The sequence below is a fragment of the Dictyobacter formicarum genome (assembly GCF_016587435.1).
Genome location: NZ_BNJJ01000024.1, coordinates 38,030 through 64,336, shown reverse-complemented (window position 1 = coordinate 64,336; position 26,307 = coordinate 38,030). Strand labels below are relative to the sequence as shown.

Annotated in this window: 19 protein-coding genes; 11 read left to right on the top strand and 8 right to left on the bottom strand. The window is 51.9% G+C overall.

Annotated features, from left to right (window positions below; genetic code table 11):
- Window positions 1-80 precede the first annotated feature (80 nt).
- On the bottom strand, window positions 81-1,994 hold the full coding sequence (dnaK, locus tag JMI88_RS31515) for a molecular chaperone DnaK (RefSeq protein WP_201366017.1): 1,914 nt from the start codon (window positions 1,992-1,994) through the stop codon (window positions 81-83).
- Window positions 1,995-3,417: 1,423 nt separating this feature from the next.
- Here dnaK and JMI88_RS31510 point away from each other — a divergent pair.
- Window positions 3,418-3,957 (top strand): RNA polymerase sigma factor, encoded by a 540-nt coding sequence (locus JMI88_RS31510; protein WP_201366016.1) that lies wholly within the window; start codon window positions 3,418-3,420, stop codon window positions 3,955-3,957.
- A 78-nt stretch (window positions 3,958-4,035) separates the two neighbouring features.
- Entirely contained in the window at window positions 4,036-4,917 is an 882-nt protein-coding gene (locus JMI88_RS31505; protein WP_201366015.1) for a QcrA and Rieske domain-containing protein, read from the top strand.
- A gap of 132 nt (window positions 4,918-5,049) precedes the next feature.
- Here JMI88_RS31505 and JMI88_RS31500 read toward each other — a convergent pair whose 3' ends face one another.
- On the bottom strand, window positions 5,050-5,595 hold the full coding sequence (locus JMI88_RS31500; protein WP_201366014.1) for a COG4315 family predicted lipoprotein: 546 nt from the start codon (window positions 5,593-5,595) through the stop codon (window positions 5,050-5,052).
- 371 nt (window positions 5,596-5,966) lie between these two features.
- Here JMI88_RS31500 and JMI88_RS31495 point away from each other — a divergent pair, with 371 nt between their 5' ends.
- Window positions 5,967-7,733: an MOSC and FAD-binding oxidoreductase domain-containing protein gene (locus JMI88_RS31495; protein ID WP_201366013.1), complete on the top strand. Its 1,767-nt coding sequence runs from the start codon at window positions 5,967-5,969 to the stop codon at window positions 7,731-7,733.
- Window positions 7,734-7,802: 69 nt separating this feature from the next.
- Here JMI88_RS31495 and JMI88_RS31490 read toward each other — a convergent pair whose 3' ends face one another.
- From JMI88_RS31490 to JMI88_RS31480, 3 genes are all read right to left on the bottom strand, one after another.
- Complete coding sequence (locus JMI88_RS31490; RefSeq protein WP_201366012.1) at window positions 7,803-9,008, bottom strand: WD40/YVTN/BNR-like repeat-containing protein; 1,206 nt, start codon at window positions 9,006-9,008, stop codon at window positions 7,803-7,805.
- 397 nt (window positions 9,009-9,405) lie between these two features.
- Complete coding sequence (locus JMI88_RS31485; RefSeq protein WP_236023136.1) at window positions 9,406-10,815, bottom strand: MFS transporter; 1,410 nt, start codon at window positions 10,813-10,815, stop codon at window positions 9,406-9,408.
- 192 nt (window positions 10,816-11,007) lie between these two features.
- Window positions 11,008-12,264, bottom strand: coding sequence for an MFS transporter (locus JMI88_RS31480; RefSeq protein ID WP_201366011.1), 1,257 nt, complete (start codon window positions 12,262-12,264; stop codon window positions 11,008-11,010).
- Window positions 12,265-12,687: 423 nt separating this feature from the next.
- Here JMI88_RS31480 and JMI88_RS31475 point away from each other — a divergent pair, with 423 nt between their 5' ends.
- The 3 genes from JMI88_RS31475 to JMI88_RS31465 all read left to right on the top strand — a co-directional run bounded on the left by JMI88_RS31475 (window position 12,688) and on the right by JMI88_RS31465 (window position 17,757).
- A complete protein-coding gene (locus JMI88_RS31475) occupies window positions 12,688-15,057 on the top strand; it encodes a sensor histidine kinase (protein ID WP_201366010.1) in 2,370 nt (789 codons plus the stop codon).
- On the top strand, window positions 14,979-15,671 hold the full coding sequence (locus JMI88_RS31470) for a response regulator transcription factor (RefSeq protein ID WP_201366009.1): 693 nt from the start codon (window positions 14,979-14,981) through the stop codon (window positions 15,669-15,671). Before JMI88_RS31475 ends, JMI88_RS31470 begins: the two co-directional genes overlap by 79 nt.
- A 430-nt stretch (window positions 15,672-16,101) precedes the next feature.
- Window positions 16,102-17,757: an extracellular catalytic domain type 1 short-chain-length polyhydroxyalkanoate depolymerase gene (locus JMI88_RS31465; protein ID WP_201366008.1), complete on the top strand. Its 1,656-nt coding sequence runs from the start codon at window positions 16,102-16,104 to the stop codon at window positions 17,755-17,757.
- Between the two features lie 174 nt (window positions 17,758-17,931).
- On the opposite strand, the gene JMI88_RS31460 is transcribed toward JMI88_RS31465, so the two are convergent.
- Window positions 17,932-18,795, bottom strand: a complete 864-nt coding sequence (locus tag JMI88_RS31460) for an alpha/beta fold hydrolase (RefSeq protein WP_201366007.1) — start codon at window positions 18,793-18,795, stop codon at window positions 17,932-17,934.
- Between the two features lie 80 nt (window positions 18,796-18,875).
- Window positions 18,876-20,105: an ABC transporter substrate-binding protein gene (locus tag JMI88_RS31455; protein WP_201366006.1), complete on the bottom strand. Its 1,230-nt coding sequence runs from the start codon at window positions 20,103-20,105 to the stop codon at window positions 18,876-18,878.
- Window positions 20,106-20,326: 221 nt separating this feature from the next.
- Here JMI88_RS31455 and JMI88_RS31450 point away from each other — a divergent pair, with 221 nt between their 5' ends.
- Genes JMI88_RS31450 through JMI88_RS31430 form a run of 5 tightly spaced genes read left to right on the top strand, consistent with a single transcriptional unit; the run spans window position 20,327 to window position 24,729 of the window.
- Window positions 20,327-21,244: a branched-chain amino acid ABC transporter permease gene (locus JMI88_RS31450; RefSeq protein WP_201366005.1), complete on the top strand. Its 918-nt coding sequence runs from the start codon at window positions 20,327-20,329 to the stop codon at window positions 21,242-21,244.
- A 16-nt stretch (window positions 21,245-21,260) separates the two neighbouring features.
- Window positions 21,261-22,361 carry a branched-chain amino acid ABC transporter permease gene (locus JMI88_RS31445; protein WP_201366004.1) on the top strand — a complete coding sequence of 367 codons (1,101 nt, stop codon included), beginning with the start codon at window positions 21,261-21,263 and terminating at the stop codon, window positions 22,359-22,361.
- Window positions 22,354-23,193 carry an ABC transporter ATP-binding protein gene (locus JMI88_RS31440; RefSeq protein WP_201366003.1) on the top strand — a complete coding sequence of 280 codons (840 nt, stop codon included), beginning with the start codon at window positions 22,354-22,356 and terminating at the stop codon, window positions 23,191-23,193. The genes JMI88_RS31445 and JMI88_RS31440 overlap by 8 nt, the downstream gene beginning before the upstream one ends.
- Window positions 23,180-23,911, top strand: coding sequence for an ABC transporter ATP-binding protein (locus JMI88_RS31435; RefSeq protein ID WP_201366002.1), 732 nt, complete (start codon window positions 23,180-23,182; stop codon window positions 23,909-23,911). The genes JMI88_RS31440 and JMI88_RS31435 overlap by 14 nt, the downstream gene beginning before the upstream one ends.
- Window positions 23,912-23,958: 47 nt before the next feature.
- Entirely contained in the window at window positions 23,959-24,729 is a 771-nt protein-coding gene (locus tag JMI88_RS31430; RefSeq protein WP_201366001.1) for a 3-hydroxybutyrate dehydrogenase, read from the top strand.
- Between the two features lie 47 nt (window positions 24,730-24,776).
- Here the strand turns inward: JMI88_RS31430 and JMI88_RS31425 are convergent, their stop codons facing one another.
- Entirely contained in the window at window positions 24,777-26,288 is a 1,512-nt protein-coding gene (locus tag JMI88_RS31425; RefSeq protein ID WP_201366000.1) for an acyl-CoA synthetase, read from the bottom strand.
- Window positions 26,289-26,307: the final 19 nt, after the last annotated feature.

The following is a 26,307-nucleotide window of genomic DNA, read 5'->3' as shown; positions in this document are numbered from 1 at the left end:
ACCTCAGCAAACATGCTTTGCTCACTTTGAAGGAGTTCTCTCCGTTTAGAACCCTTTCAAAGTGAGCATGACGGACTAGCTTAGACTTCGCGATATTCACCCTCGACGGTGCCACTATCACCGCCGCCACTATCAGATGTTGTGCCCCCGGCAGGGCCTGTGCCCGCGCCTGCGCCTGCGGATGCTGGTCCGGCCTGAGTGTAAACTTCAGGGCCGATGCTTTGCATCGCATTTTCTAGTTCGCTGGTAGCAGAACGTATACGCGTCATATCATTGCTGGATAATGCATCGCGTACCGTCTTTATTTTCTCTTCGATCGAACTGCGCAAGTCAGGAGAAAGTTTGTCGCCGACATCCTTCAATGTGCGCTCTGCCTGGTAAGCCACGCTGTCCGCGCGATTGCGTGTTTCGATCTCCTCACGTCGCTGCTTGTCTTCCTGCGCGTGTTGCTCGGCGTCACGCACCAATTTTTCGACCTCCTCCGTGGAGAGACCGCTGGAGGCCGTAATCGTAATCTTTTGCTCGCGACCAGTCGCCTTGTCTCTAGCCGTGACGTGGAGGATGCCATTGGCATCAATATCAAAGGCCACCTCGATTTGCGGCACCCCACGCGGCGCCGGGGCAATGCCCTCCAACCTGAAGCGTCCCAGACTCTTATTGTCGCGCGCCAATTCGCGCTCACCCTGGAGGACATGGATGTCTACCGCCGACTGATTATCTTCCGCGGTGCTAAAGATCTCGCTCTTGTGCGCCGGAATGGTTGTGTTACGTTCGATCAACTTCGTCATTACGCCGCCCATAGTTTCAACACCTAATGAGAGAGGCGTAACGTCGAGCAGCAGAACGTCCTTCATTTCACCCTGTAGCACGCCTGCCTGAATGGCGGCGCCGACAGCCACCACCTCGTCAGGATTGACGCCCTTATGCGGCTCTTTGCCGAAAATCTTCCGCACCATATCAACCACCGCCGGCATACGAGTCTGGCCACCAACTAGAACTACTTCATTGACCTCGTTAGGCTTGACGCCTGCATCTTCCAGAGCCTTCATAACGGGGCCACGTGTTTTCTCAATCAGATCGCCCACCAGTTGCTCCAGTTTAGGTCTCGTCAATGTGATTATCATATGACGTGGGCCACTGGCATCCGCGGTAATGAAAGGCAGGTTAATCTCTGTTTGCTGTGAAGACGACAACTCAACCTTGGCGCGCTCAGCCGCTTCCTTCAAGCGCTGCAGCGCCATGCGATCCTTGCTCAGATCGATGCCTTGATCTTTGCGGAACTCACCTACCAGCCAATCGATGATACGTTGGTCAAAGTCGTCACCGCCTAAATGCGTATCGCCATTAGTAGCCTTAACCTCAAAGACGCCCTCCCCCAGTTGTAGAATCGATATATCGAATGTTCCTCCACCAAGGTCATAGACAGCGATAATCTCGTCGTGTTTCTTATCCAGTCCGTAGGCCAGTGAAGCCGCGGTCGGCTCGTTAATGATACGTAAGACTTCCATGCCCGCGATTGTGCCAGCATCCTTGGTTGCCTGGCGCTGCGAATCGTTAAAGTAAGCAGGAACCGTAATCACAGCCTGGGTGATACGCTCACCCAATTTCGCCTCTGCATCAATGCGCAATTTTTGCAGAATCATGGCTGAGATCTCTGGTGGACTATATTCTCGTCCACCCATCAACACGCGCACATCGCCATTAGGTGCAGGGGTGATCTTATAAGGCACCATTTTTATGGTGCGCTGTACTTCAGGATCATTGAATTTGCGCCCCATCAGGCGTTTGATCGAAAAAATGGTATTTTCTGGATTTGTGACGGCCTGACGCTTTGCCACCTGACCGACCAGTCGCTCACCATTTTTTGTGATTGCCACGACCGAAGGTGTGATACGTGACCCCTCGCTGTTCTCCATAACGGTTGGTTCACCAGCCTCGATGACAGCCATTGCTGAATTGGTTGTCCCCAGATCAATGCCAATTACTTTCGCCATTGCTACTTGTTTCCTTTCAGAAAAGTCTCGATGAGACTCCTTTTCGTCAGCATTCATAATTTATAAATTGCAAGCCACTCATTTTTTAATAAATGATGCGCTTGCAATGCACACGTGAGTGGGACGAATCGTTTGTTTTCCTTAGATGGATGCTGCCTGCATATAGCAGGTTGCCAATACAAGATCAACGGTCTGAATTTTTGCCATGATTGGTTTGGGCGGGCCTTATTTTTTTATACATGCGTATAAAAAGGAATGAATGATAATTCCTGAGAGGATAGCAGGCGAAATCGCTGACTCTGTTAAGTGTGCGTTTCGCAGGTTATTTTTGTATGGCTTATAGCAATTATCGAGGCGATAATGTTGAATTTAATAAAATAATGCAACTTATCTCGTGTATGCGCTAGCAATTGTAGAAGGTCATGTTTTAATACAGCCCTTTTGATTATTAGACAAAGTATACGGTGATGGTTACGCTCTTGTCAAGTATTTATAGTTTAGATTATCTTCTAATAGTAGAAACAAAAATAAATTTTCTGTTTACTTGTAGCGTGTTTTGCTCAATATATGTTTTTGTAAGAATCCGGGAGATATGCAAAAAAACTCCCAGATTCAGCAAGGCAAGAAAAAAGATTGCTGAATCTGGGAGTGCAAACTCATCCAGGGATTAGTTTGGACATGAACAATGACTGTCCACCCGGGCAGGTGTCTGCAAAGTAACCACATTACCACGGAGCATCATGCGAGTGGGGTAGAGTTCCCCTGAGGCTGACAGGCGATCATAGCTGAACAAAAGCATCTGTTCCTGTGACGTGGCGCTAATTTCAACCTGACCTTGCGCTTGTTGCAGACTGAGCGCAACACTTTCCCAGCCATGGTTAGGAAGTGACAGACTATGAGTTTTGGAAATAGGTAGCACAAGCGGTTCTGCAGCGTTTACTCGCTCCGAACGCAGGGATATCTTTGTATCATTCAATTGCGCACGTAACGTCGAGGCCGCAATCTGGACAACATTTTGCGGGGATACTAAAGCTCGCTGTACGAAGTCTTGAGCCGATTGCACAGAAGAAGAGGATGAAGTGCACAACATGGGAAGACCGCTTTCTTTTACTAACGAGTGTTTGTAATGAGACCCTAATCGTAGTATATCTCTCTTACCAACTACCTCTGCCATTATGCTTACATATTTCAGAACAAGGCCGACGGCGTTTCTATTCCATTTTCAAAAATAATCCAGGCATGAAGCCTGCAAGGAAGAAGGCTAAGTGAGCTAATGCGCGTGTTTTGCCTCAACAAATGGGCTCCTTTTTTTTGAGTTCGAAAATCTGTGCTTAAAGTGTAACCTGGTAACGTATGTTTATATATGCGATTGCTTTAATGTAAAAATGATACTGGAATGTAAAAATGATACTGGAGAGGCAGTGTGAATACACCTGGCGATTCACATGGGCAAGCACAAGAGGCGTTTCAAACCTTTTACCAGGAACATCTTGGGATAATCTATCGTTACGTTTATAGTAAGGTTGGTAATCGGGAAGAGGCGGAAGATCTGAGTGCTCAAATATTTATGAAAGCTGCCCGCAGCATGAATGCTGAACGGGGTCAGCAGAGTATACAGAAATGGCTTTTCCAGGTAGCGCGTACGACCATTGCTGACTATTGGAGAAACTATTATCGCGTATCCCTTAGTTCACTGGAGGAGTTGTTAGATAAAGGTTGGGAAGGTCCAGCGGAGCCAACGCTGACAGAGATAAATGTATCGCCTGTAGAGAAAGCTCATTCTCTGTTACGCCTTCTGCCAGAGCATTACCGTGAAGTACTCATATGTCGTTTTCTGCTAAATCTTTCGATAAAGGAAACGGCCCAGAAACTCGGCCTGACAGAAGCAAATGTGAAGGTATTGCAATTTCGCGCACTCAAGCGAGCTGCAGAGCTTGAAGCTACTATCATGGATAAGTATTAGCTGCATACAATTTAATTCCATATAATTAAATTGTATGCAATGTAAATTTGATTTTAAGAAACGTAATGGAGAGCAACCATGGCGGGCGATGATCAGGAAAGATTTGAAAATTATCTGGAACTGGAGCGCTATATAGAGCGATTACAGTCTGGCAAGGTGGCGCATCCTCCAGCAGATTTGACTCCTGAGCAGGCGCGCATCTATCAAATGGCGGCGTTTTTTCGGGCCGCTGCACCAGAGAATGTCGAGCCGCGACCAGATTTTGTCGAGCACCTGAAGCAGCGATTGTTGGAAATCAATGCTGAAGAGTCGTCATTGCCAACCACCAACCCTGACGACAAAGCAAATAGTGCGGATCCCATGCACGAGCCGCGAGAGCGAAAGCGAAAAAAGGAAAATTGGAAGCCGGTGCGCTTCTTTTCACGTCGTCGCCTATTGATGGGAGGAGCGGTCGCGGCCGCGGCACTGGTGGTTGGTGGGGGAGCAGAAAATGTCATCGAGCAGCAGATAGCAGCCAGAAGAGTAAGCGAGACACCCACACCGCTACAAGATCCTTCTACCAGGCTCGAAATCGAGACTGGTATTCCCACCACCTGGCACTTTGTAGTGATGCTGGCCGATTTAGGCCAGACGGCGGTCCGGTTTGCCGCGCCAACTCTCACCGGCTATGTCCTGCGCAACACGCAGAGCACAAAAAACAATGGCGATGCCAATGCAAATATTACCGCCTTATCCGCTGCCTGTACGCACATGGGATGTATTGTGCAATGGAAAGATGCCGATCGCTGTTTTCATTGTCCATGCCATAGTGCTATCTTCACAGAAGCTGGCATCAATCTGAACACCCACTATAGATATGAACTACCTCCCCTTACTCTCCTGCAGACAAAAGTTGAAGATGGGAAAGTTTATGTCAAGGTTCCACAGGTACATTCTAGTGCGTCTGTGGAACCCTGGTGATGGGAATCAATGCGCCCCCTCACGGGCGTCCGCATGCGCGGCCGTACCCTTTTTATTCGTTGGTGCCACACGGTCACACAGCGCTGTGTGACCGTGTGGCACCAACGAATAAAAAAACCTTATTGCTTTCCTTTAATAGCCATTGTTGGCAGGCTTTGTTTGCGGTGTGCCCTGCGCTTTTAAAGTGGACGTTGCCACAAACCATTTGCCGCCAATGCCCTCGCCATTAGTCTGGCCGGCCGCGCTATCGCCCGCATATGTATAGAGCGGATGACCATTGTAGGAGACCTGTTTCTTGCTGGCCGTGTCCAGCAGGTTAAATGTTCCCTGTAGTGAGGACACATGAGGGACTGAGCCCGTACCATCAAAGAAAAGCGGAGGCCAGGTTGAAGCACAGCTATTGGTGCAAGCTGAAGTCGTGGCCGTATCCGGCGTAAAGTAATAAAGTGTCATACCTTTCGCGTCGGTCAAGATAAGCTGTGACGAACCGTTGACCGTTGCTTTTGTTGTCTTGACGACCGGATTGCTAGTCGTCGATGCAGCAGTTGGTGTGCTGGTCGCCTTAGTACTGCCAGTACTGGTTGTGGAGTAAGAATTACTTGAAGTTGAATTACCGCATGATGCCAGCAATAAGGCAAAAACCAGCACGAGTGGGAGTAGTAGAAAGCGTTTAAACATCTGTCACTGTTCCTTTCCTTGATAAGGATGCTATGTCGGAATTGAGACGGCGATAGCAGGCTCAACAAAGTGATCCTTCCTAATAAGGATGTACGTGTAGAGGTTACAGTGGCGCATAGCCGGCAATTCAAGCCCTCGGTGTGCGCTCGGGAGAGCGCTTGCTGGAGCCACTGGCACGCCTCATCTTTTTAGGTAATATCTACATAAGGATGATCTCTCGTTCGCTTCTAACAAAAGGTGTTACCAGACTGATTAAGTCTGCGTGATGGAGGTGTCCTTCATTTTTTGATAGATGAAGCCATTGGTTATGATATGCGTGCATAGCTAATAGCAGGGTTCGCAAGCTTGCATATAGAATAAAGGACGGGGATATGGCGCAATTGCTATCAGTAAACGTTGGGCTTCCTCGCGATATCGCGTGGCATGGAGAGACGGTGCGAACCGCTATCTGGAAGGAGGCTGTGTCAGGCAAGAGGATGGTGAGAAAACTCAATATTGATGGTGATGGGCAAGGAGACCTGACTGGTCATGGTGGTGAAAATCGCGCGGTTTTTGTTTATCAGATCGCTGCTTACCGTTACTGGGAGCAACAACTAGGTCGCAACGATTTTGTCTTTGGACAATTTGGAGAAAATTTTACGATCGATGGCCTGTCCGATGAAGAGGTCTGCATTGGTGATCAGTATCGTATTGGTCGAGCCCTGTTTGAGGTCACACAGCCGCGTGTTACGTGTTATCGTGTTGGTATCCGCATGAATGAGCCCAGGATGGCAGCGCTACTGGTCGCGCATAAAAAGCCGGGCTTCTACTTCCGTGTGCTAGAAGAAGGAGAGGTGGAAACTGGCGACGAGATAATCAAGGTGGCCGATGGTCCTGAACGTATGACTGTTTCTGAGACCAGCTCATTGCTCTACCTATCTGGCCATTCCCGCGAGCAGCTGGAGAGAGCCCTGCGTATCCCAGCATTGAGCCCCGGTTGGAAACATTCATTTCAGGCTCTTCTTGAGCAGGTGATGGCCGGGAATGCAGGAGGGAATGCTGGCCTCGCACCTGCCGCCAGTGGCCCATCACCCGCATGGCCAGGCTTCCGTCCTTTGAAGGTTGAGCTCATTGAGCGCGAGAGTAATAGCGTACTTTCACTGGTCCTTGTCTCGACAGATGAACGTCCCCTCATTGCTGCTCTCCCGGGCCAATTCGTCGTTCTGCGTCTGCGTCCTGATTCTGATGCGCCACCACTGTTACGCAACTACACGCTCTCCAGCGCACCGAATACTAATGCCTATCGTGTGAGCGTTAAACTTGAGGAACATGGCGTGGCCAGTGCTTATGTGCATCACCAGGTACGCGTTGGTGATGTGCTGGAGGTAAGTGCGCCGCGAGGTAGTTTCACCTACCGTCCCCAGAGCCAGCAACCTCTTGTTATGCTCAGTGCAGGCGTAGGCGCAACCCCGGTGTTGTCAATGCTGTATGCGCTGGTTAGCGAAGCATCTCCACGGGAAGTATGGTGGCTATATGGCGCACGCAACCATAGCGAACACCCCTTTGCGCAGGAATCCAACATCCTACTGGAGAAACTGGGCAATAGTCATCGTCATATATGCTACAGTCGGCCTGGTACTCAAGATCGTCCTGGGCAGGACTTTGATGCTCCAGGTCACCTCAGTGTGTCCGTTCTGCAAGAGATTGGTGTGCCCCGCGATGCAGACTTTTACCTGTGTGGACCACCGGCATTCATGCAAGACTTCACGGCCGGTCTCACTAACTGGGGTATTTCCGCTGATCATCTCCATACAGAAAGCTTTGGTCCGGGCGCAGCACTTAATCCTGGTGTAGTTAAAACGCCTCCGCGCGCACCGCATCTGCCAGCTAGACCTGCTGGTGTGGGACCATCAATTTCATTTGCCCGCAGTGGCCTGACCGTCCATTGGGATCCCTCTTTTCAGAGCCTACTAGAACTTGCCGAGGCCTGCGATGTTCCAGTAAGGTGGTCATGCAGAACGGGCGTCTGTCATAGCTGTGAAAGTGGTCTGATTTCTGGCACCGTTAGCTATCAACCCGAGCCACTTGAACCACCTGCTGAGGGAAATGTATTGATTTGTTGCTCGCGGCCTCAGAGTGAAATCGTGATAGATCTCTAATCGAATAATAAAGTGGCCGGGGTGAATTGCCGTTTCACCCCGGCCACTTTATTATTCGATATACAAATGTTATTGAATGGTGTAGTGTATTGGCTGCCAGGTTTTTCCACCATCAGTCGTGTGCAAGAGCGACTGATTGGAGATGCCCCATCCTGCGCTGGCACTGGGGAAGCTCAATGCTTGCAAGTTGTACACAGTGTTGGATGCGAGATTCCAGTGGTTGCCACCATCAGTGGTACGATAGAACTTACCGCTTTTGGTATCGGTCGCCCAGGCATAAGATGGGTCAAGGACATAGGTGTTCTGGGCTGTGATGTGGACCACGCTCGTCTGAAACCAGTGCTGACCACTATCATTTGAACGATACAGGACAAGCATATTGCCGCTCGGTGTACTGACATTTACCGGTAATAAAACGACATTGCCAAAGAAGACTGGTGGCTGCGAGTTATTCGAGATCATGGTATAGCCACCCAGTAGATGTGGCAACAACATGACCTGCCAGGTCTTTCCACCCGTATGTGTGATAGCTATAGAAGGAACAGAATTGTCTCCACCAGCACCAAGGTTGCCGGCTGCAATACCGTTCAGTGCATCTTTAAAAGAGATGCCGTTGACATAGGCTAATCTGAGGCCACTGGAATCGGCATTGCTGGAGAGTTTCGTCCAGGTCTGTCCACCATCGATCGAGTGCCAGATATCGGATCCAGCATGACCGGCGCCGGGTGTGCTGGAAGCTTCAAGCCAGCCCTGTTGCGCATTCAGAAAGTGCGGTACATCGATGATCGACACCAGCGGATCGTTCACTTTCGATCTTCGCCAGCTTATGCCACCATTGCTGGTACGCAGAATAGCGATGCCCGCTCCCTCTTGCATGTTGGCTGGTGGGATCGCAATCCAGGCATACTGACCATTAAGGAAATCACCTCTAGCGAACTGATTGAGACCTGCATTGGCCGGCGTAACATCTTTCCAATGGACCCCACCATCGGCAGTTCTCAGGATGGAACTGGCGGTCAGTGCCCAGCCGTTCTGTGTATCGAGCATACGGATCGACTTCAGCGGCAAGGTCGGTTTGGTGGTACCGCCCATATTTAAACTTGTCGTGCTTGATGCGACTGTATTAGACGATGTTGGCGCTACGGTTCCCTGTGTTGCCGCTGGCGGCGTAGATGCTGACGTTGCATCTGTATTGCTACAGGCGGCCAGTAGAAGGGCCAGAGCCACAAAGAGGAATAGCGGGATCCCTGCCAGGCGCATTGGCGCTCTGTGCATATATCTCCTTTTCATCCATGTCATATGATATTTACCCATGTTCTTAACTTCTTTCCATGCTTGTCGGCATGTATATATAAGAAAAATTAGACCTTGCTTGACGGTATATCCATCAAGCTTTATAAAAAAGCTTCATACCAGGGTCGCATATACAATAAAAAGTAAAGATGCATCATACTTTCTACATAAAATGATGCATCTGACTTTTTGATAATTGCTCCTAAAAAGTGAAGAATCTCACATTGTGAGGAAGCTCACACTTTCAAGCCAGGCGTTGATTTTGACATAGATGGCGCTATCGGCGGTTGTAAGTGATTTGCACACTACAAATTATAAGGAAATAGAACAGCCCTGCTCTGTCAGAGCAGGGCTGTGGTACAGCGGAGGCAACGAGGTGTTAGTCTTCGGTGGCCAGAATGAGTACATCAGAAGAGACTTTATCTTCTTCGACGCTGGAGATATCTGCGTGCGCCAGTTCTTTCAGGCCGAGCACTGACGCGAACGAGATCGCTGCCAGGATGATCATGTAGATTGAAACGGCTTGCCAGGAGCCCGCACCGATGTTGATAACAACACCAGTCAGCCCAAGGGCCGACAGATTGGTTTTGCCGTTAAGGAGCAGCAACGCGATAATCGGGGCCAGTCCTCCAGCCAGTGGGGCTGCCAGCTGATAGCCAAGCGAGGCGCCACTATAACGTGAGCGAGTGCTGAAGCGTTCGGCGATCAGAGCTGCCTGTGGACCATAGACCCAGGAATGGAAGATGGCCAGCGAAAGGATGACAGCCAGCACAAAGAGCGCGGTTGAGCCGCTATTCATTAACAAGAAGTATGGGAAGGCGAAAACAACCATCAGTACGCAGCCGATCAGATACCAACGGCGGCGCCCAAAGCGATCGGAGAGCGCCCCAAAGAGGGGAATGGTGCACATCTCTAAGATGGCGGCAGCAACGATGCTATTCAAAATCATCGTTTTGTTGAGGAGCAGCTTGTCGACACCATAGGTGACCACAAATGTGGCGAAAAGATAGAACGGTGCCTGTTCAACAAAACGCGAGCCCGCACTGAGTAAAATCTCCGGTGTACTGTGTCGGAAAGCGTGCAGCAGAGGAGCATCAGCTTCACGTTTCTGCTCCTTGACTTTCGCGAAGAGCGGAGTTTCCATCACACGCAAGCGAATATAGAGGCCGATGATAATGAGCAGAGCGCTGACAAAGAAAGGAATACGCCATCCCCAGGACAGGAAGTTCGCGGTTCCCATAGAGGCCTGGACAATATCAACCACAATGGTCGAAAGGGCTAATCCCAGTGGAGCGCCAAGCTGAGGCCAGCTAGCCCAGTAACCACGTTTGTTTTTATGCCCATATTCCATTGCCAGCAGGACCGAGCCGCCCCATTCGCCACCGACTCCCAGACCCTGACATAGGCGCATCAGCGTTACCAGGAGAGCCGCGAACACACCCAGCGTAGCATAGCCGGGCAAAATACCGATGATAAAGGTGGAGATGCCCATCAACAGCAGCGTAGCCACCAGCGTAGACTTACGCCCGATCTTGTCTCCCAGGTGTCCAAAAATTGCGCCACCGAAAGGGCGAGCGATAAAGCCAACCAGAAAGGTTAATAATGAGAGCAAGGTTCCTACAATGTGATCGGATGCCGGGAAAAAGAGCTTGGGGAATACCAGAGTGGCCATTGTGCCATAGAGGAAAAAATCATACCACTCGATGGCAGTGCCCACTGTACTGGAAATAATTACCGTACGCATCTGTTGAGGAGTTGGTTCGTCCACTGACGAAATATTCGTACTCATTATAATCCTCCTTTGGAATATATCAGGTTGAAAAAAGCTATGTTCCTGAAATCAAAAAGTGTATCGCCGTTGATGCACTTATAGGTATTCTGTATTGCACCTCCTCTGGCTATGTCAGATCTTCAACTGTGTTTTGGCCTGTATAGTCTTGCAGGCAGAAAGCTGCCAGCAGCGATATCAGGGCCATAACAATCAAATAAAGAGCGATGAATACCCAGACAGGGTAGTCCGAGTTGAACGGCTGGGCCCGGCTAAGCAGATATGTTGCGACGATAGGGGCGGGCCCCCGGCGATAATTGAAGCTAGCTGGTAGCCAAGGGTTGCACCTGTGTAGCGAAATTGAGTTGGAAAGCGTTCAGCGATTAAGGCTGCCTGGGGTCCATAGAGGCAGGCATGGCAACCTCCCAGTGAGAACGCAATTGCCAGCATTAGCAACACCGGATTACCAGTATTAAAAAGTAAAAAATACGGAAAGGCCCAGCCACACATCAGCAGCGCCCCATACATGGTTACCTGCCGTCGCCCAAAGCGATCGGAGAGAGCGCCAAAGGTAGGAATGGTAATGCAGGCCACCAGCGAAGCCAGGATCAGACCACGATAGAGCAGCGAGGCATCCCAGTGTAGTGTTTCTACGCCATATGAAAGCATAAAGGTCGTAAAAATGTAGAACGGCGCCTGTTCTCCTGAGCGGACCAGAGCTGAAAGCAAGACTTCACGCCAGTAACCTCGCCAGGCCTGGCGCACAATACTGTTCGACTGCTGCCGTGCCTGAACGCTTAAAAAAGCCGGCGTTTCAGGGATACGCAGACGGATATACAATCCTACCAGCAGCAGCATCGTACTTAAGAGAAACGGCATCCGCCATCCCACACTCTGGAAGGCATCCCCGGGATAGAGACTTTTAAAGAGAAGCAGCGAAGCTACAGACAGACCCAGGCCCACAAATGCGCCCGTCTGCGGCCAGCTAGTCAAAAGCCCGCGCCGACCAGGATTGCCAAACTCCATTGTCAACAGGATTGAACCGCCCCATTCGCCGCCAACTCCAACGCCCTGTAAAAAGCGCAGTAGCGCCAGCAGCAACGGCGCCAGCATACCGATTGTCGTATAGCCAGGAAGTACACCTATCAACATGGTCGCAATGCCAATCAATAGCAGTGTGGTAGCCAGCGTAGGCTTACGTCCGATGCGGTCGCCAAAGTGACCAAAGAAAATGCTGCCCAGAGGTCGCGCTACAAAGCCCACAAAATTTGTTGTGAACGAAGCAATCATGCCCGCATAGGGATTGAGACCTGGAAAGAATACGGCGGGAAATACCGTGACAGCCAGAAAACCATAATAAAAAAAATCCAACCACTCGATAGCAGCGCCGATCGTACTGGCGGCGATAATCGGAACCATCGACTCTTCGGCATCTATATCCTCAACAGTATCAAAACGCAGAGTTGTCATTAAACCTCCCAGTTTATATACTGCAGTTCAGGATACCAGCTTATGAGCACTGTTCGCTTTTATGGGAAGCGAATAGCTCCCTTACATGCGTCCGCATACGCGGCCAAGCCTGTGTTATATAGTGGGGCGGAAATCGCGCCCGGCGCGATTTCCGCCCCACTATATAACACATTGTGAGCGCCACAGGCACGTAGCGTCAGGGGCCGAAGGCGCGTAGCATCCGCTTTTTCAATACTGGCTGACAATCGCTTTATTTAAAGGTAAGTATACAAGTAGAAAGTAACAAAGCCGTAAACAGAATATACGTTGATGTAAACAAAAATATAAATATTTTGGAGGGGGGAGAGCAAATAGGTTGAATTGCTCGTCATATTGAAGCATACTATAACCACTAAAGCACCGTTTCTTGAGCGAGGCTAAACTATGCTGAAAATACTGGAACGCAAAATAGCATTGCAACTACTGGTCTTCTATGGTCTGTTTGTGATTCCGCTAGTGCTTGGTGGCGCTGAACTCTATTTTTTTCAACGCGATGCGCTGCAACAGAGCGCGCAACAGGCGGACTTAAGCCTGGCCCAGGCACTTGCTCAGGATGTAGAGACCTATGTGCAGGGAACGGTTAAAGAGGCGCAGGAACAGGCCCAGAGCCCAGCCGCATCTCAACTAAACCGCACGCAGCTTGCCGCTCAATTAGACATTTCTAAACGCATCCACCCCGAGATCAGCCAGTATCTCGTTTACGATGCAACAGGAAAGCTACTACTCACGGATCCTCAATCTAACCTGAAATTGCAGCAAAGTGCCAGTATAGCGTCATATTTGCAGCGATTGCATGATTCACGCCAGACCTATCTGCTGATAGGACAGCGTGATCAGGAGACCCATACCTATAGCGTTGTGCTGGCAACCCCCATTACCAATGCTCAGCATCAACTAGCCGGAATGATCATGCTCACATTACAGCAACAACAATTGTATCCACACTTGTCGTCTATACAGGGACAGTTTAAAAATAATGGCGAGATGCGTATCTGGATCATGGATAAGCAGGGCACATCGATTGTGAATGCGCAAGGAGCGCCTGCTAACATTCCGTTGCTACAGCGTATACCTGGCCTGAGCAATGCCCTGCATGGTAACGCCGGCAACGTGATAACCAGGGAGGAGCAGCGCGACTGGCTATATAGCTACGTGCCGATTCATGAAACTGACTGGGTTGTCGCGGTCGGTCGACCCGTCGACGATACATTTGCCACCGTCATTAGCTTTCAGCACAGCCTGATCATGGCTTTGATCATGCTGCTGGTTGGTGCCAGCGTTTTCTGGTTTGTCATGCACGGTTGGGTAGTGGCTCCCCTCTCTCGGCTGGCCCAGGCCGCCACCATGATCAAGCCCGATCAATCCAGGAAAGTGACCGATCACCGACTGCTGGTGAGAGAGAAGAGTCGGCAAGACGAGATTGGACGCCTGGTGAACGCCTTCTCTGATATGGAAGAAGAGATCCACACGCTCTTCCGCAAAAGCGACGAGCAGAGTTATACACGTCTGCAAACCCTGGATGCCCTGTTATGCAGCATGAACGAAGGGGTACTGCTAGAAGATCCAGCGGGCGAAGTCGTATACGCCAATCAGCGCTTCACACAGTTCGTCGGCATGTCGACCCCGACCGTCGCCCAGGATACTTTTCAGCGCAAGCACTTGACTGAGCGCATGGAGGCCCTGGTAGAGAAGCCAGAGGTATATCTAGAGGCCTTGCATCATGCCGAAAGCGGCACCGGATCGCAGGTAATAGAGTTCCAGGTTCATGGCTACTACAATCAACTTGGTCAACTCGTCCCTTCCCGGCGCCACATACGCATGCGTCTGTTCCAGGTACGAGACATGGCCGGCCAGGTAATTGGCCGGGGAAAAATCATGAGCGACGTAACGCGGCAGAATGAAGCCGAACAGGTCAAGCAGAATCTGCTGGCCATCGTCTCGCACGAATTGCGCACGCCACTAACAACGATCAAAGGGTACGCAACCAGCCTGCTCGAGACCGACGTCGAAGTTGATGAAACCATGCAGCGAGACTTTTTGCTTCGTATAGTCGAAGAGGAGGACCGCATGGCCGAACTGGTGACCAGTCTGCTGGAGATGTCGCAGCTCGAGGCTGGCACCCTTAAACTTGCACCTCGTCTATGCCGCCTGGATATTTTACTGACCAGGGTTATAGAAAATGACGAGAACAGGCAGCTGCAGATATGCCTCTCTCTGCCGGCAGAAGTGCCGGTCGTCTATATCGATCAGCGCCGTATCGAGATGGTCTTGCGCAATCTGTTGGAGAACGCAAAGCGCTATGCGGGCGCGAACGCCGAAATAGCCATCGCCGTACGCTACACCCAGGAAACAGAAGAAAGTGGAATCCGTTTAAGCCTGGAAGACAACGGTCCCGGCTTGCCAGCCGACCTGACTGAACATATCTTTGAAAGTTTTTATCAGGTCGATGGCGGTCGTGAGCGCAGTAGCAGCGGTGTCGGACTGGGGCTGGCTATCTGCCGTGGTTTTGTCGAAGCTCACGGGGGCGAATCTGGGCCGAGAACCGCAGTGATGGAACAACCGGCGCCATCTTCCATATCTGGTTGCCAGCGCGTCTACTCCATCTCTCCAATTCTCCATCACGTCCCTTTAAGCTGGAAGAAGTCTTCTAGTAAACATAGAAAGAGTGTCAATGTATGCCACAGGAAAAACACATCCTCGTCGTGGATGACGAGCCAGGCATCCAGGATTTCGTGCAGCGCAACCTGGAGCTAAGGTCCTTTAAAGTCTCGCTGGCCAGCAACGGATTGGAGGCCCTGGCCCTGTTTGAGAAAAACAATTTTGCGCTGGTCATCCTGGATATCATGATGCCACGGATGGATGGACTGGAAGTTTGCCGCCGTATCCGGCAGAGCAGCACAGTACCGATTATTATCCTGACCGCCCTGGGCGAAGATGCCGATAAAATCGTGGCCTTGGAGCAAGGAGCCGACGACTACCTGACCAAGCCTTTTAGTATCGGTGAGTTGATGGCCCGCATTAAAGCGGTGCTACGACGTAACCACTGGGCCGACCATCCAATTTCGGTCGGAACGAGACGCTTCGGTAACCTTGAGATCGACTTTGAGCAGCGGCGCGCCTGGAAAGATAGCACCCTGGTCAAGCTGTCACCAACAGAATTTGATCTGCTGCAGGAGCTTGCCCTGCATCCAGGCAAGATTTTTACCCACGAGGCCCTGCTCAGACGCGTCTGGGGCGCCGAGTATCGCAGCGAGTCCGAATACCTGCGCGTCTATATCGGTCGTCTGCGTCGCAAGCTCGAAACAAATCCTTCACAGCCTGCCCACATCCTTACCGAGCCGGGTATTGGTTATTACATGGTCGGCTAAACTTTTCCTGCGATTTTTGCACGTGTAGTCTGCTATAGCTTGACAAATTTTTAGAAATATGATACATGACTCATGCGTCATGTTTAGAGCAAGCAGGTAGTTAGCATGCTCAATTTCTGAACTATGGGGAGATCTGATCGCAGCACAATTCCGCAGTACTCCGAGAGCGGTTGTGGGCAATTGACGTTTGTCATTGCCCTCTATTGTTCTCTTGACAATTTGTTTATTTATCTGATATATGAATCATGTGTCATGTCCTTGTAATGTGGCAACTGTACATCCTGCCTGTTTAAGCTGTCCGGGTAGATATTTTGAGGACCTGAATTTTTTAGCCTGACTCTTTATTTGCTCATCGTTGAGCGGAGTTTGCAACTATCCGCATCGAGATGCGGATAGTTATTTCATAACATAGTTGTGAGAGGGGGCTTTCATGTCAAAATTGCTTCGCAGCCTTGCTGCCCTGGCACTGGTCCTGGTCACTTTACTGATGTTTACTGCTTCGTTTATTCAATGGGTGCACGCCAGCAGCAGCAGTTTTACCCAATACACCTACAACGGTCCCGCTGGCAGTCGTCCCTACTATGTCTACACCCCTGCTAACTACCAGGTTGGCACCGCCGTCCCAATGATTGTAATGCTGCATGGATGTACACAAAACCCGACGGACTTCGCCAATGGCACACAGATGAATGCCCTGGCGGACCAGAAGCAGTTTATTGTGGTGTATCCACAGCAAACAAGCACCTATAACTCGTCCTCGTGCTGGAACTGGTTTCAAACTGCTGACCAGGCGCGTGGGAGTGGTGAGCCGGCCATCATTGCTGGTATTGCTCAGACGGTAGAGCAAACAACCTCCCAGTGGACGATTGACAGCAATCGTGTCTATGTGGCTGGCATGTCTGCAGGCGCCGCGATGAGCGTGATCATGGGCGCCACCTATCCCGATATCTTTGCCGCTATCGGGGTACACTCCGGGCTGGAATATCAGGCTGCTACTTCGCTGACATCAGCCACCACGGCGCAGTCGCAGGGCGGACCCAATCCGACGCAGCAGGGGCAGGCCGCGTATAACGCCATGGGCAGCGCGGCGCGTGTCGTCCCCACCATTGATTTCCAGGGGCAGAGCGACTACACCGTCTATCCGGTCAATGGCGACCAGGTTATCCAACAGTGGATGCAGACCGATCACCTGGCCTCAAACGGAAGCTACAATGCCAGTTTCAGCAGTCCCTCGACCAACACCAATGGCCAGGTTTCTGGGGGCTACTCCTACACCGTTCAGACCTGGAATGACAATAGTGGCAGCGAGATCGAAGAGTACTGGAAAATTAATAGCATGGGCCATGCCTGGTCTGGTGGGAGCAGCAGCGGCTCCTATACCGATCCCAAGGGACCCAGCGCGACCAACGCGATGTATACATTTTTCATGAACCATCCCAGGAATGGTCAGAGTCCGACACCAACCCCAACACCAGGAACAACACCGACGCCAACCCCAACACCAGGAACAACACCGACACCAACTCCAACACCGCCACCGACCCACAGTATCACCCTCACCTCGCTGGCAGCCGAAGATGGTTATATCTATCCCAATGATGGGGTTCCGATGGGCTCGCTGGCATATCTCCAGGTGGGTTCAACCTCGCTCAACCAGGCTGAAGTAAGCATTGTCTCTTTTGACACCAGCAAGATACCTGCAGGATCGACCATCACCAGTGTCACCCTGACCCTTTACCGCTACGATCCCTACTACTATCAAGGGGATCTGGGCTCGATCAGTGCGGACATCTCACCGATTGGCGGCTTCAATGGCAATTACGCGCTGGAGCAGGCTGACTACAATGCCAGCCCCGGTCAGGCTAACGTTGGCTACTTCAATGTGGTGCCTACGCAGACCAATCAGGCAACCAGCGACAGCATTGCCTCCAGCGCCTTCAGCTACATCAATCTGAATGGGCATACACAGTTTCGTATCCACTTCCAGCAAGCAACCAACAACACCTATCAAATGGACGTCATGGATTTCTACAGCGGAGATTCAGGCAGCTCCTATGTGCCCGTGTTGACAGTTCAATACCACTAGACAGCTCTGACAATTGTGTCGCCCTGTTGGCGTGTCGTGTTGAAGAGGCGTCGCGCATGGATGGCGAGCATGTCGGGGCATGATCAAACGGTTTCGTCGTTTGGGTGCATGTGCCATCGTGTGAGGTTTTTTATGGAGAGGTGCAGCATGTGTGTTGCACCTCTCCGGGTGAGGTCAGGCGATAAAGGCGCGCATAACCTTGAGCGGCTCTGGCTCTACATTGAATAGTAAGGTATAGTGGTTAAGGGTCGGAAAATTTACGAACTGGCTATTTTTGATGGCCTGATGCATGGTGGCAGCAGAGGCTTCTGAGAGGAGTTGATCATCGGGTGATACCAATCCCTGACCGGCGCGTAGAATCAAGGTTGGCACCTGCACCATGGCCCATTGTTCTTCAGGTTTGTCCTCGACTAAATTCAGTCCCTCCTCTAGAATGCCTTCGCGATAGCTGCGAGAGATAACTGATCCATCGCTCAGCCTCTCCACATCGTGCTCAAAGTAGACATCCACATACTCGTTCCAGTAGGGTCCCAGAAATGGTGCCGCCTTCAGGCGCTGGATGTATTCTTGATACGAAGGGACCGCAACTCCCAGGCGGCTGATGGCCGCTGTCAACCAGGCAGGCTGGTCCTCAACTTTATTCCAGGGAAGGGGAGCCCCGCTATCCGCCAGAATCAGTTTGCTGAGTTGCGTTGGATAGTGGGCCGCAAAATACAAAGCGACCAGAGCGCCAAGGGAGTGTCCAAGGATGATGGGGCGTTCCAACTGCAGAGCGCTGATGAGCGCGGACAGGTCCGCCGCATGGATGGGCACACTGTAGCCGTGTTCCGGCCGGTCGCTTTTACCTCGTCCGCGCAGATCGTAGGCAAACACACGATGATCGCGCGCCAGGTCTTCCGCAATCGCCTGGAAGAAGAATGCATTGGCTGTCAAGCCATGGGCACAGACGATGGGTGGTCCCTGTTCTCCCCACTGGACATAATGGTGTGTGAGTTTGCTGGTAGCCACAAATGTATCGCTGACTGGTTGCATTGGCATAGATTTGACCCCTTATAAAAAGCCTGGAGGTAAAGATACCTCCAGGACTAACAGGACAGAAAGTGTCAGATTGCGACTATCTACTGCCAGACCTGTGACGCCTTGATAAAATCGCTGACCGGTGTGAGCTGAGAATTTTTGATCTGCAGGAACATAAAATCGCTGACCCCTCCGTGCTGGTCAGGCGTCCAGGTCAGGCTGGGACCAAATCCAGTGTCATAGTTATTGAAATCATGATCTAGAGCGTTGCGCAGGCTATCGCGGGTCAAAGTTTTTCCCGCTTTGCTCAATGCATCCGAGAAGATCTTGGAATTGATATAGCCATAGAATTTGTACGCACTAAACACCGCGTCAGAAGAGGTAGCCTTTAGATATTCCTGACCAACCGGCGAAGCCGTGCTGGTATAGCCGCTCACATAGATACCTTCACCAGCGGGTCCCAGGACTTTTGCCCAGGAATTATCGGCCATCGGATAGTTGGCCAGATAGCCCATGGGCGGATGATATCCCTGGCTGGTAGCTGTGGCAATGAATTTAGCGGTAGGACCAGGCAAGCCATTGAGGACGATAACATCCGGATGCTTGGCCTTTAATGTCTGTACCGCCGCCGTAAAGTCGGTCTGGGCAGCGTTATAGCCTACCGAAGCAACTAACTGGGCACCATTTTTTTGCAGCGATTCGCCCAGCGTCGTTTTTTGCTGCAAGCCTAATACGTCGTCCTCATAAAGCAAGCCTACTGTTTTAGCATGCTGCTTACTGGACAAATAATAGCCGATGACATGGCCTTCATCCCCATAATTGGGCTGAGTCATCCAGACCCAGGGTAGGGCTTTCCCCTGCGCATCATTGAACTTGGAGCCACCACCAATGGGATCAACCAGAGGAATACCCTTAGAATTGGTATAGCTTTCGGCAACATTGGCATTGCCCGAGCCACATACCTGGAAAAGTGCGAAGGCGTTATCCTGCTCAAACAGCTGGCGTACCGCACCCTTGGTCTTGGTCGAGTTCCCATCATCGCTTACCTGTACCAGTTTCACCTTGCGTCCGTTAATACCGCCGGCCGCATTGATCTTGTTAAAATAGAGCTGGTCGCCAGCCAGGATTGGCGCGCAGATCACCTTCAGCGGGCCCGTCGTATCCAGTACCGCACCAATTGTAATCGTATCGTTGCTGACGCCGGGTACGCTGGCCGCCGTCGTGGTTGTTGTTCCATTGCCGCCACATGCAGCCAGCGTAAACATAGCAGCCACCACCACCAGCAACGCTGCATAGCGTTTCCCGATCCGAAGCCGTACAAAAAGATCCATGCCGTCTCGCTCCCTTTGTTAACACCACATCTATGTGGTCAGGAATATGATACATGAGTCATGTTTCACATATAACCGATATGAGCATGAAATGTCAAGAGCGCAAAAAAACATCTCTTGACAGTAACGTCATCTTCATGGCATGATACATAAGACATGACTCACCTGTCATGTTGATGCTCGCTAATGAATAGAAGGTATAGCCGCCGAGGGCAGATGCAATGATCGCATTTTTGCAAGTCGTTATAGCAGGACTGGTAACAGGCAGTCTGTATGGGCTATTAACGCTGGGGATTGTTTTGATCTACCGCACCACGGGGGTGCTGAACTTTGCTTATGGGGCCATCTCTGCCCTGTGCGCCTGTTTTATGTATATTTTGTTGACGGGACCACGACTCAACTTCTGGCTGGCGCTATGCATCACACTTTTATTTGCTCCACTGCTGGGTATCGTACTGGAACGTGGTTTCGCCCGTCCCGTCCTGCATGCGCCTGTGTTTACCAAAGCCATCGCCACCCTGGCACTGGCCCTGGTGCTAGAAACAATCACGCAGGCCATCTGGCCGCAACTGGCTGAGGTGCAGCACTTCTCCACACCTTTTGAAGGACACGCTATCCACCTGGGAGGACTCTATATTTCAGCCATTGACCTTGTGATCCTGGTCGTTACCACGACTTTAATGCTGGCCTTAAACCTTTTCCTGATGCACACCCGACTGGGCATCGCCATGCGCGCTATGGCCGATAGTATCCCGGCAACGCGCCTGATGGGCGCGTCCGTGGGACGTATCTTTATGCTGATCTGGGCCTTGAGCGCGTTTCTGGCGGCGGTCTGCGGTATTTTACTGGCAGGCCAGAGTAATCTAATCAATGTGCAGTTCATGGACCCTATTTTGCTGCCAGCGTTTATCGGAGCCGTTCTGGGTGGGTTAGACAGCCTGCCAGGATCTCTCATTGGCGGCATTCTTGTTGGACTGGTCAGTAATCTACTGGCCTACTTCCTGGCCGGGCATACACTGGGATCACTGGATATCAGCAATCCGGCGATTCGCGACACATTGATCTTTGTCGGTTTTGTGATTGTGTTGCTGATCAGACCGCAAGGATTGCGCGGCCGTGCGCTACTGCGGCGTGTGTAGCAAAGGAGTTGCAGCTATGGCACAGAAGCCGACAATGGATCAGGAGATAGCACCAGGAGGGGCGGTACAGGCAGAGGCTCGGAGGGAGAACGGTCCAGGTTTATCCCTTTTCAGGCAACCTCGCTGGCTGGTCAGCATCGCTGGTATTCTCGTGCTTATCCTACTGCCACTGCTCTATGACCAGATCTTTGGTGTCAGCTCTGGTTTCCAGTTACACCATATCTCGCTGATTGGCATTTTTATTCTGGCCGCTCTGGCACAGAATATTCTGACTGGCTATGCTGCCCAGCCCGCGCTAGGAAATGCCGCCTTCTTTGGTGTCAGCGCTTATATACTTACCTGGTTGAGCAGTGATATTGGGCAGCCCTACTGGGTTGGTATCCTGGCTGCGGTGCTCGTCTCGGCAATTCTAGGCCTTGTCGTCGGCAGCCCTGCCCTGCGTATCTCCGGCGCGCACCTGGCTGTAGCGACTCTGGGACTGGTCACTACCGTTGGCGCACTGCTGAATTTCTGGGACACCACGGCGGGACGCCAGAATTATGATCTGAGCAACCTGCCAGACTTTTTGAACGATGACCATACACTTTATTACTTCATTTTTGCTATCGTTGTCATCTTGCTATTCTTAAGCTATCATCTGCTCCATTCGCGGGTTGGGCGGGCCTGGGTGGCTATTCGCGACAATGAAACGGCGGCCGAAGCATTTGGCATCAACCTGACGAAATATAAGCTGCAGGCATTTGTAATCAGCGCCGCCATGACCGGGCTGGCTGGTGCCCTATATGCCACCTGGGCCACCACCGCCTCATCAAGCATGTCCAGCGCAGACCAGACCATCGCATTTCTGGCCATGATCGTCGTAGGCGGCCTGGGCTCGCTGGTCGGCTCAATCCTAGGAGCTATCTTTGTTGGTTTTCTTCCCCTGCTGCTAGGTCAATTGCCCAGTCCCATGATGATTGGTTCATTTCAACTACAGATCTCAACCCTGTTCACAGGTATCTATGGACTATTGTTACTACTCGTCCTGATCTTCTTCCCCAGCGGATTGAGTAGCCTGGGAACACGTGCCGGCAACTGGCTGCAGCGCAGCCATAAAGGGGAGGGAAGCAATGACTGAAGTCGCGCCAACAAGTCCATTGCTGGAGATTCATAACCTGACGGTACGCTTTGGTGGCCTCACGGCCATCAACGAACTGCGCCTGCAAATTACTGAGGGTGAGATCTTCGCCCTGGTGGGTCCTAATGGAGCTGGTAAGACCACTGTGCTCAACTGTATCAGCGGACTGATCAAGCCAGCGGCTGGCCGCATTCAGTTCGCGGGCCAGGAGTTGTTGTCGTTATCAGCCCACAAGCGAGCCGCGCTCGGCATCGGGCGCACCTTCCAACAACTGCAGCTGTTCGATAGCATGACCGTCCTGGATAATTTGTTGACCGCCCAGCACACCCGCTTGCGCGCAGGTATCCTATCGGGCATCCTGCCCTTCGGTCTCAGTAAACGCGAAGACGCCAGCGCACGCCAGCATGCCATGGAGACCCTGGAATTGCTTGGATTAGATAGCTACGCCCAGCGTAGCGCGGGCTCTTTACCCTTCGGGGTCCAGAAATTGATCGGCGTGGCGCGCGCCCTGGTGTTGCAGCCGCGCCTGGTGTTGCTCGACGAGCCAGCGGCAGGTGTGCCGCCCCAGGAGGTGCAGGAACTGGCTACCCGCCTGCGCTTCTGGCAAAAAGAACTGGGTACTACTCTGCTTTTAATCGAGCACAATATGCGACTTGTACAGGCGGTGGCCGATCGCGTCTGTGTGCTGGATTATGGTAGCAAGCTGGCCGAGGGCGAGCCCAGAACCGTCTTGAGCGATCCTGCCGTGCTGGAAGCCTATCTGGGACGTGCGGCCAGCAAAAAGATACAGCAGGAACAGACATCACAGGGGGCATCGCATGTTGAAGGTTGAGCAACTGTACGTTGGCTACGGTTCACTCGAAGTACTGCATGGCCTATCATTCGACGTCGCTCAGGGAGCTATCGTCGCTATTTTAGGTTCCAATGGAGCTGGCAAAACCACCCTGATGCGCGCGCTCAGTGGACTGATCCCCATTAAATCAGGTAGCGTCGAGTTTGCTGGCAAGCCACTGGAGCGCCTCTCGGCGGAAAGACGACTGCGCGAAGGACTGGCCCTGGTACCAGAGGGGCGCGACCTGTTCGGCTCCCTGACGGTCCGCGAAAACCTATTAATGGGAGCCTACACTCGCCATTCCCATGCTGAGATTGAGCAGGATATCGAACGCATTCTGGAGCATTTCCCACGTTTAAAGACGCGCCTGCATGCCCACGCGGCCAGCCTGAGTGGAGGTGAGGGTCAGATGCTGGCGATCGGACGAGCCTTGATGTCGCATCCACGGCTGCTCTTGCTGGATGAGCCATCGCAGGGCCTGGCTCCAATCATCGTTGAAACCGTATTTGAAGTTATCGAGCAGCTGAATCGCGCAGAAGGTTTAACCATCGTACTGGTTGAACAGAATGCCCACCAGGCCCTGGATGTCGCGCACAGCGCTTATATCTTACAGGGTGGCAGCATTGTACTTAATGGTGAGGCAACAACCCTGACAGCTAATTCAGCCGTACAAGAATTATACATGGGTGGCGTACAAGAATTATACATGGGTGGATGAGTATATTTAAAAATATTTAACATCAACGAGAAGGAGTCTTTGTTGCTATGAATAGCTTGAGTGGAAAAGTAGCTATTGTCACCGGAGCAGCTTCCGGTATTGGCCTGGCAGTTGCTCAGGATCTGGCGGCCCAAGGCGTGCGGGTCACTCTCTCAGACGTGGACGTTGAACGTGGCAAGGCGGCCGCCGCAGAGCTAGCAGGTGCGCGCTTCCAGGCAGCGGATATGACCTCGCCAGAGGATGTACGCACGCTGGTCGCGACTACCATGCAGGCTGAGGGACAGGTAGATATTCTGGTAAACAACGCTGGTATTCAGCACGTTGCATCGATCGTTGAGTTCCCCGAAGAGAAATGGCGCCAGATTATTGAGATTATGCTGACCGCGCCTTTTCTGTTGACGCAGGCAGTATTGCCAGATATGTACAAACGTAAGTGGGGGCGCATCATCAACATCGCATCGGTCCATGCTGTGCGCGCCTCTGCCTTCAAGTCGGCATATGTCACGGCCAAGCATGGCCTGCTCGGGCTGACGCGTGTCACGGCACTGGAAGCGGCCGAGCATGGCGTAACCTGCAACGCCATCTGCCCATCCTACGTACGCACACCACTGGTCGAGAAGCAGATTGCCGCCCAGGCCAAGGTCCATGGCATCCCGGAAAGCGAAGTGGTCGAGAAGATCATGGTAACCGAAGGTGCCATCAAGCGTCTGCTAGAGCCTGCCGAGGTCGCCCAACTGGCAACCTATCTATGTAGCGACGCCGCCAGCGGTATTACCGGGAGCTCACAAATGATCGATTGTGGCTGGGCTGCTCACTAAGCATTCAGCCAGCGCGCTGCTTGCCAGGTGCTGGTCTGGATACCTTTTCATGTACATTGAAATTCTTTGACCAGTTCAGCCTTCATGATCTTGCCCATAACGTTGCGTGGCAGCGCCTCCACGAATCGCACCGCGCGGGGGAGCTTGTAGCGAGCAAGTTTCCCCTCGCAAAAGCTAAGGATCTCTTCAGAACTCAAGCTGCCCGGAATTCGTGGCACGACCACTGCCAGTCCGACCTCGCCCCAGCGCGCGTCGGGCTGTGGAATGACCGCCACTTCCAGTATCTTGGGATGGGTGATGATCACGTTTTCAACCTCGGCCGGATAAATGTTCTCGCCACCGGAAATAAACATATCTTTCTGACGCCCAACAATATAATAAAAGCCATCCGCGTCGCAGCGCACCTGGTCCCCCGTATGCCACCAGCCATCGCGATAGGCATTGGCCGTAGCCTCTGGTTGTTGCCAGTAGCCAGAACAAACGTGTGGACCGGCCAGAGCCAGTTCACCCACCTCACCTGCGGGCACATCCTGATCAAATTCATCAACGATACGGGCCCGCGAATGGAAAATAGGATGTCCAACCGAGCCGGCTTTACTGACAGCATGCTCGGGAGCCAGACTAAAGCAGTTCACGCCCACCTCAGTCAATCCGTAGCCCTGGCGAAATCCCAACCCACGCTCAGCATAGCCTGCAATTACATGCAGAGGACATGGCGATCCACCAGTAATAAAGAAGCGCACAGAAGAAAAATCAGTGCTGGCAAAATCTGGATGCTGCAACATATGTTGAAAAACGGTGGGGACCGCGAACACAACCGTACAGCGCTGCTTTTCGATGACAGACAATATAGCCTGGGGGGCGGAACTACGCAGCAGTACGACAGTTCCTCCAAGGTGATAGAGGGGCGTCGTCAGCACATTGAGGCCACTGGCATGGAAAAAAGGGGCGAAGGTGGGCGCAATATCTGTTTCATGTAGTCCCCAGCTAATCTGCGTATTGATGGCATTCCAGGTGATCATACGTTGCGAGAGCATTACCCCTTTGGGCATACCGGTTGTACCTGAAGTATATAGGATGAGTGTCACATCCTCGCCATCTGTTGTCGCGAACGGTCGAAGCTGATCAGCCAGTGCTGTCTGCTCGCCAGGAAAATCGCAGAAGGCGAGCACTGAGTGCACCTTGCAGCATACCTTCAATGAATTGACCAGTTCCTCATGGGCAGAGTCATATAAAAGCAATACCGGCTGACAATCGTTTAGAATGATGCCGAGCTCACGCACGGTCAAGCGCCAGTTGACCGGAACCAGTATCGCACCCAGTAATGTGCAGGCAAAAAAAGCATCCAGATACTCAGGTGCGTTGAAGGCCACGATGGCTACGCGCTCGCCCTGGCGCAGATGATACTGTTGCTGTAGATAGGCAGCCAGGGCACGGGCACGCAGATTGAGCATGCGATAGGTAAAGTGTAGTCCAGTCTCCTCATCGATCAAGCCTACTTTATGAGGACTGAGAAATTCGCGTCGGGCCAACCACTCGCCAAGAGTAATGAACGTCATAGATCACCTCCGTGTCGAA

What these genes read in the sequence shown, in the direction of transcription:
- JMI88_RS31430 (WP_201366001.1), top strand. Translation starts at nt 23,959, where the DNA reads ATGAATAGCTTGAGTGGAAAAGTAGCTATTGTCACCGGAGCAGCTTCC.
- JMI88_RS31485 (WP_236023136.1), bottom strand. Translation starts at nt 10,815, where the DNA reads ATGAGTACGAATATTTCGTCAGTGGACGAACCAACTCCTCAACAGATG.
- JMI88_RS31505 (WP_201366015.1), top strand. Translation starts at nt 4,036, where the DNA reads ATGGCGGGCGATGATCAGGAAAGATTTGAAAATTATCTGGAACTGGAG.
- JMI88_RS31490 (WP_201366012.1), bottom strand. Translation starts at nt 9,008, where the DNA reads ATGCACAGAGCGCCAATGCGCCTGGCAGGGATCCCGCTATTCCTCTTT.
- JMI88_RS31470 (WP_201366009.1), top strand. Translation starts at nt 14,979, where the DNA reads ATGCCACAGGAAAAACACATCCTCGTCGTGGATGACGAGCCAGGCATC.
- JMI88_RS31425 (WP_201366000.1), bottom strand. Translation starts at nt 26,288, where the DNA reads ATGACGTTCATTACTCTTGGCGAGTGGTTGGCCCGACGCGAATTTCTC.
- JMI88_RS31480 (WP_201366011.1), bottom strand. Translation starts at nt 12,264, where the DNA reads ATGACAACTCTGCGTTTTGATACTGTTGAGGATATAGATGCCGAAGAG.
- JMI88_RS31475 (WP_201366010.1), top strand. Translation starts at nt 12,688, where the DNA reads ATGCTGAAAATACTGGAACGCAAAATAGCATTGCAACTACTGGTCTTC.
- JMI88_RS31445 (WP_201366004.1), top strand. Translation starts at nt 21,261, where the DNA reads ATGGCACAGAAGCCGACAATGGATCAGGAGATAGCACCAGGAGGGGCG.
- JMI88_RS31455 (WP_201366006.1), bottom strand. Translation starts at nt 20,105, where the DNA reads ATGGATCTTTTTGTACGGCTTCGGATCGGGAAACGCTATGCAGCGTTG.
- JMI88_RS31460 (WP_201366007.1), bottom strand. Translation starts at nt 18,795, where the DNA reads ATGCCAATGCAACCAGTCAGCGATACATTTGTGGCTACCAGCAAACTC.
- dnaK (WP_201366017.1), bottom strand. Translation starts at nt 1,994, where the DNA reads ATGGCGAAAGTAATTGGCATTGATCTGGGGACAACCAATTCAGCAATG.
- JMI88_RS31435 (WP_201366002.1), top strand. Translation starts at nt 23,180, where the DNA reads ATGTTGAAGGTTGAGCAACTGTACGTTGGCTACGGTTCACTCGAAGTA.
- JMI88_RS31440 (WP_201366003.1), top strand. Translation starts at nt 22,354, where the DNA reads ATGACTGAAGTCGCGCCAACAAGTCCATTGCTGGAGATTCATAACCTG.
- JMI88_RS31450 (WP_201366005.1), top strand. Translation starts at nt 20,327, where the DNA reads ATGATCGCATTTTTGCAAGTCGTTATAGCAGGACTGGTAACAGGCAGT.
- JMI88_RS31500 (WP_201366014.1), bottom strand. Translation starts at nt 5,595, where the DNA reads ATGTTTAAACGCTTTCTACTACTCCCACTCGTGCTGGTTTTTGCCTTA.
- JMI88_RS31465 (WP_201366008.1), top strand. Translation starts at nt 16,102, where the DNA reads ATGTCAAAATTGCTTCGCAGCCTTGCTGCCCTGGCACTGGTCCTGGTC.
- JMI88_RS31495 (WP_201366013.1), top strand. Translation starts at nt 5,967, where the DNA reads ATGGCGCAATTGCTATCAGTAAACGTTGGGCTTCCTCGCGATATCGCG.